1 protein-coding gene is annotated in these 280 nt (G+C 57.1%); it reads left to right on the top strand.

Going from position 1 to position 280, the window contains the following annotated elements:
- On the top strand, nt 1–161 hold a 161-nt coding region (locus EN845_RS35085; protein ID WP_135931363.1), incomplete at its 5' end, for an EAL domain-containing protein.
- Nucleotides 162–280 lie beyond the last annotated feature (119 nt).

The following is a 280-nucleotide window of genomic DNA, read 5'->3' as shown; positions in this document are numbered from 1 at the left end:
TCGGCGTTGGCCGCAGTTTGCGAATGACGACGATTGCGGAAGGTATCGAGACGGAAGAGCAATATGAATGCGTCAGGCGTCTGGGATGCGACCAGGTTCAGGGATATCTGATCAGCAGGCCGCTGCCGGCCAAGGAGCTCGTCGCCTGGAGCTCTGCCTGAGACGCGCCTGTCCTGGCGGCCATTGGAATTTTTACCAAGTGATACTGTCGCTCGCGAAAACCCATACCGGTTACCGCAACGATGCTGTAGAGCATTTTCGGTTGATACGGGACCGTTGC

The sequence above is a fragment of the Mesorhizobium sp. M8A.F.Ca.ET.202.01.1.1 genome, assembly GCF_004791595.1.
In the GTDB taxonomy this organism is placed as follows: Bacteria; Pseudomonadota; Alphaproteobacteria; order Rhizobiales; family Rhizobiaceae; genus Mesorhizobium.
This window is presented reverse-complemented; position numbering and strand designations above follow the sequence as displayed.